This window comes from Dyella acidiphila (assembly GCF_014863405.1).
Taxonomy (GTDB): domain Bacteria; phylum Pseudomonadota; class Gammaproteobacteria; order Xanthomonadales; family Rhodanobacteraceae; genus Dyella_B; species Dyella_B acidiphila.
The window spans coordinates 1-5514 of sequence record NZ_JACZZA010000024.1; the positions used below are offsets into that span (position 1 = coordinate 1).

The 5514-nt window shown below is 54.3% G+C and carries 2 tRNA genes and 3 rRNA genes; all 5 read left to right on the plus strand.

The annotated features are described in order from the left end of the window. Nucleotides 1-239: 239 nt before the first annotated feature. The 5 genes from IGX34_RS21880 (at nt 240) to rrf (ending at nt 5448) form a co-directional block, all read left to right on the plus strand. Nucleotides 240-1786: ribosomal RNA gene (locus IGX34_RS21880) — 16S ribosomal RNA — on the plus strand. 109 nt (nt 1787-1895) lie between these two features. Then, a tRNA-Ile gene (locus tag IGX34_RS21885) sits at nt 1896-1972 on the plus strand. Nucleotides 1973-1998: 26 nt separating this feature from the next. After that, nucleotides 1999-2074, plus strand: a tRNA-Ala gene (locus tag IGX34_RS21890). Nucleotides 2075-2333: 259 nt separating this feature from the next. Beyond that, nucleotides 2334-5210, plus strand: a 23S ribosomal RNA gene (locus IGX34_RS21895). Nucleotides 5211-5335: 125 nt separating this feature from the next. Continuing rightward, nucleotides 5336-5448: ribosomal RNA gene (gene rrf, locus IGX34_RS21900) — 5S ribosomal RNA — on the plus strand. The 16S, 23S and 5S rRNA genes sit together here with 2 tRNA genes alongside, the layout of an rRNA operon. The last annotated feature ends 66 nt before the right edge of the window (nt 5449-5514 follow it).

Genomic DNA, 5514 nt, shown 5'->3' on the forward strand with positions numbered 1-5514 from the left:
GATGTAGAATGGGCGGCTCACCCGGGACGAAATGCTTCGGGGCGATCTTGAAGAAGAGGTCGCAAGTGATTGATCTTTGACAGTGTGCGCAGGTGACTTGTGTGGGCGTCTTGCGTTGGATGGACAATCTGTCCAAACAAATGCAAGCGTCTAACCTAAGAGTCAATTCAAAAGCTTGACGTTTTATGGTTAGGGTAAACGCTTCAGAAAGATAGACGATCTACGGATTGTCGAAAACTTAAGTGAAGAGTTTGATCCTGGCTCAGATTGAACGCTGGCGGCATGCCTAACACATGCAAGTCGAACGGCAGCACAGCAGTAGCAATACTGTGGGTGGCGAGTGGCGGACGGGTGAGGAATACATCGGGACCTGCCCAGACGTGGGGGATAACGTAGGGAAACTTACGCTAATACCGCATACGTCCTACGGGAGAAAGCGGGGGATCAGCAATGACCTCGCGCGGTTGGATGGACCGATGTTCGATTAGCTAGTTGGTAGGGTAAAGGCCTACCAAGGCGACGATCGATAGCTGGTCTGAGAGGATGATCAGCCACACTGGGACTGAGACACGGCCCAGACTCCTACGGGAGGCAGCAGTGGGGAATATTGGACAATGGGCGCAAGCCTGATCCAGCAATGCCGCGTGTGTGAAGAAGGCCTTCGGGTTGTAAAGCACTTTTATCAGGAGCGAAATACGATGGGCTAATACCCCGTCGGGCTGACGGTACCTGAGGAATAAGCACCGGCTAACTTCGTGCCAGCAGCCGCGGTAATACGAAGGGTGCAAGCGTTAATCGGAATTACTGGGCGTAAAGCGTGCGTAGGCGGTTATTTAAGTCTGCTGTGAAATCCCCGGGCTCAACCTGGGAATGGCAGTGGATACTGGATAGCTAGAGTGTGATAGAGGATGGTGGAATTCCCGGTGTAGCGGTGAAATGCGTAGAGATCGGGAGGAACATCAGTGGCGAAGGCGGCCATCTGGATCAACACTGACGCTGAGGCACGAAAGCGTGGGGAGCAAACAGGATTAGATACCCTGGTAGTCCACGCCCTAAACGATGCGAACTGGATGTTGGTCTCAACTCGGAGATCAGTGTCGAAGCTAACGCGTTAAGTTCGCCGCCTGGGGAGTACGGTCGCAAGACTGAAACTCAAAGGAATTGACGGGGGCCCGCACAAGCGGTGGAGTATGTGGTTTAATTCGATGCAACGCGAAGAACCTTACCTGGCCTTGACATGTCTGGAATCCTGCAGAGATGCGGGAGTGCCTTCGGGAATCAGAACACAGGTGCTGCATGGCTGTCGTCAGCTCGTGTCGTGAGATGTTGGGTTAAGTCCCGCAACGAGCGCAACCCTTGTCCTTAGTTGCCAGCACGTAATGGTGGGAACTCTAAGGAGACTGCCGGTGACAAACCGGAGGAAGGTGGGGATGACGTCAAGTCATCATGGCCCTTACGGCCAGGGCTACACACGTACTACAATGGTCGGTACAGAGGGTTGCAATACCGCGAGGTGGAGCCAATCCCAGAAAGCCGATCCCAGTCCGGATCGAAGTCTGCAACTCGACTTCGTGAAGTCGGAATCGCTAGTAATCGCAGATCAGCTATGCTGCGGTGAATACGTTCCCGGGCCTTGTACACACCGCCCGTCACACCATGGGAGTGAGTTGCTCCAGAAGCCGTTAGCCTAACCGCAAGGGGGGCGACGACCACGGAGTGGTTCATGACTGGGGTGAAGTCGTAACAAGGTAGCCGTATCGGAAGGTGCGGCTGGATCACCTCCTTTCGAGAACGACAGAACCTCCTCCGCAAGACGTCCACACAAGACACCTGCACATCCGCACGCCGACGGCGTGAAAAGCCCACGCTGCAAGGCGTGAGCTGCAAAGCTTTATGGGTCTGTAGCTCAGGTGGTTAGAGCGCACCCCTGATAAGGGTGAGGCCGGTGGTTCGAGTCCACCTAGACCCACCATTATTGAGGATGCTGACCCGGATTACGGGGCCATAGCTCAGCTGGGAGAGCACCTGCTTTGCAAGCAGGGGGTCGTCGGTTCGATCCCGACTGGCTCCACCAGTTCAGGCCAAAGCGGATGTGTAGCGCACACAAAAGATTTAACGAAACGAGACGGCGTTGAGGCCGATCTTGTGTTCTTTGAAAATGTAAACGAGTGACAAGCGTCTTGGTAAAACCTGGATGGCATGAGTGAAAGCTTGTGTCGCCAGCCAAACCGAGATGTGTCGTTGAGGCAAAGAAGTAAGCGAATGCGTTGTTTGGCGAAAGCTCAGTCCCTGAGGAGGGAAGAGCGTAGCCCTGAGGCGACTTGGGGTTATATGGTCAAGCGACTAAGCGTATACGGTGGATGCCTTGGCAGTCAGAGGCGATGAAGGACGTGGCAGCCTGCGAAAAGTGTCGGGGAGCTGGCAACAAGCTTTGATCCGGCAATGTCCGAATGGGGAAACCCACTGCGTAAGCAGTATCACTAAGTGAATACATAGCTTAGTGAAGCGAACCCGGGGAACTGAAATATCTAAGTACCCGGAGGAAAAGAAATCAACCGAGATTCCCTCAGTAGCGACGAGCGAACGGGGAACAGCCCAAAAGTGGCGTATGTGTTAGTCAAAGGGTCTGGAAAGGCCAGCCGTAGACGGTGATAGCCCGGTAGACGAAAACGCACATGCCATGAAATTGAGTAAGGCGAGGCACGAGAAACCTTGTCTGAACATGGGGGGACCATCCTCCAAGGCTAAATACTCCTGACTGACCGATAGCGAACAAGTACCGTGAGGGAAAGGCGAAAAGAACCCCGGAGAGGGGAGTGAAATAGAACCTGAAACCGTATACGTACAAGCAGTGGAAGCCCGCAAGGGTGACTGCGTACCTTTTGTATAATGGGTCAGCGACTTACTGTCAGTGGCAAGCTTAACCGTATAGGGGAGGCGAAGGGAAACCGAGTCTGAATAGGGCGCATAGTCTCTGGCAGTAGACCCGAAACCGAGTGATCTATCCTTGGCCAGGTTGAAGGTGCGGTAACACGCACTGGAGGACCGAACCCACATCTGTTGCAATAGATGGGGATGAGCTGAGGATAGGAGTGAAAGGCTAAACAAACTCGGAGATAGCTGGTTCTCCTCGAAAGCTATTTAGGTAGCGCCTCGGACGAATCTTCCTGGGGGTAGAGCACTGTTATGGCTAGCGGGTCATCGCGACTTAGCAAACCATGGCAAACTCCGAATACCAGGACAGACTATCCGGGAGACACACGGCGGGTGCTAACGTCCGTCGTGAAAAGGGAAACAACCCAGACCCGCAGCTAAGGTCCCCAAGTTAGTGCTAAGTGGAAAACGATGTGGAAAGGCATAGACAGCCAGGAGGTTGGCTTAGAAGCAGCCACCCTTTAAAGAAAGCGTAATAGCTCACTGGTCGAGTCGGTCTGCGCGGAAGATTTAACGGGGCTAAGCACTACACCGAAGCTCGGGGTGCATCGCAAGATGCGCGGTAGAGGAGCGTTCTGTAAGCCTGCGAAGGTGTGTCGAGAGGCATGCTGGAGGTATCAGAAGTGCGAATGCTGACATGAGTAACGATAATGCGGGTGAAAAGCCCGCACGCCGAAAGCCCAAGGTTTCCTCGCGCAACGTTCATCGGCGCAGGGTGAGTCGGCCCCTAAGGCGAGGCAGAAATGCGTAGTCGATGGGAAGCTGGTTAATATTCCAGCACTTGACTGTAGTGCGATGTGGGGACGGAGAAGGTTAGGTCTACCCGGCGTTGGTTGTCCGGGGGAAAGGCGGTAGGCAGTGATCTTAGGCAAATCCGGGATCACTTATGCCGAGCACCGAGACGAGCCCAATAGGGCGAAGTGACTGAGACCACGCTTCCAGGAAAAGCCACTAAGCTTCAGCTACAGCAAACCGTACCGTAAACCGACACTGGTAGGCAGGGTGAGAATCCCAAGGCGCTTGAGAGAACTCGGGTGAAGGAACTAGGCAAAATGGCACCGTAACTTCGGGAGAAGGTGCGCCCGCCGGTGTGGTCACATGCGTGACTGAGCACTAGCGGGTCGCAGTAACCTGGCCGCTGCGACTGTTTATCAAAAACACAGCACTCTGCAAACACGAAAGTGGACGTATAGGGTGTGACGCCTGCCCGGTGCTGGAAGGTTAATTGATGGGGTCAGCCGCAAGGCGAAGCTCTTGATCGAAGCCCCAGTAAACGGCGGCCGTAACTATAACGGTCCTAAGGTAGCGAAATTCCTTGTCGGGTAAGTTCCGACCTGCACGAATGGCGTAACGACAGCGGCGCTGTCTCCACCCGAGACTCAGTGAAATTGAAATCGCTGTGAAGATGCAGCGTTCCCGCGGCAAGACGGAAAGACCCCGTGAACCTTTACTATAGCTTTACACTGAACGTTGAGTTCTTCTGTGTAGGATAGGTGGGAGGCTATGAAACCGAGACGCTAGTTTCGGCGGAGCCAACCTTGAAATACCACCCTGAAGTGCTTGACGTTCTAACCTAGGTCCGTAATCCGGATCGGGGACCGTGTATGGTGGGTAGTTTGACTGGGGCGGTCTCCTCCCAAAGAGTAACGGAGGAGCACGAAGGTACGCTCAGCGCGGTCGGACATCGCGCACTGTGTGCAAAGGCATAAGCGTGCTTGACTGCGAGATCGACGGATCAAGCAGGTACGAAAGTAGGTCTTAGTGATCCGGTGGTTCTGTATGGAAGGGCCATCGCTCAACGGATAAAAGGTACTCCGGGGATAACAGGCTGATACCGCCCAAGAGTTCATATCGACGGCGGTGTTTGGCACCTCGATGTCGGCTCATCACATCCTGGGGCTGTAGCCGGTCCCAAGGGTATGGCTGTTCGCCATTTAAAGTGGTACGCGAGCTGGGTTCAGAACGTCGTGAGACAGTTCGGTCCCTATCTGTCGTGGGCGTTGGAGATTTGAGGGGGGCTGCTCCTAGTACGAGAGGACCGGAGTGGACGTTCCGCTGGTGTTCGGGTTGTCATGCCAATGGCATTGCCCGGTAGCTACGAACGGAAGTGATAACCGCTGAAAGCATCTAAGCGGGAAGCACGCCCCAAGATGAGATCTCCCGAGAATTTAATTCTCCTAAAGGCCCCATTTAGACTAAGTGGTTGATAGGTGCGGTGTGGACGTGCAGCAATGCATTGAGCTAACGCATACTAATGAGCCGTGCGGCTTGACCATATAACCCCAAGACGCTTCGTGAGTCTTTGACCAACGAACCATCTCGAAATATTTCACCAGACGCTTGTCACTCGTTTACCCCTTTTGAGGCTTGGCGCTTACCCAAGCGCTGCCTCAACCCCTTCCCTGGCGGCTATAGCGCTGTGGCCCCACCCGATCCCATCCCGAACTCGGAAGTGAAACGCAGCTGCGCCGATGGTAGTGTGGACTTCCATGCAAGAGTAGGTCACCGCCAGGGGCTTTATCCTAAAAAACCCTCACCGTTTTCGGTGAGGGTTTTTGCTTTATGCGCCTCGGCGCAACC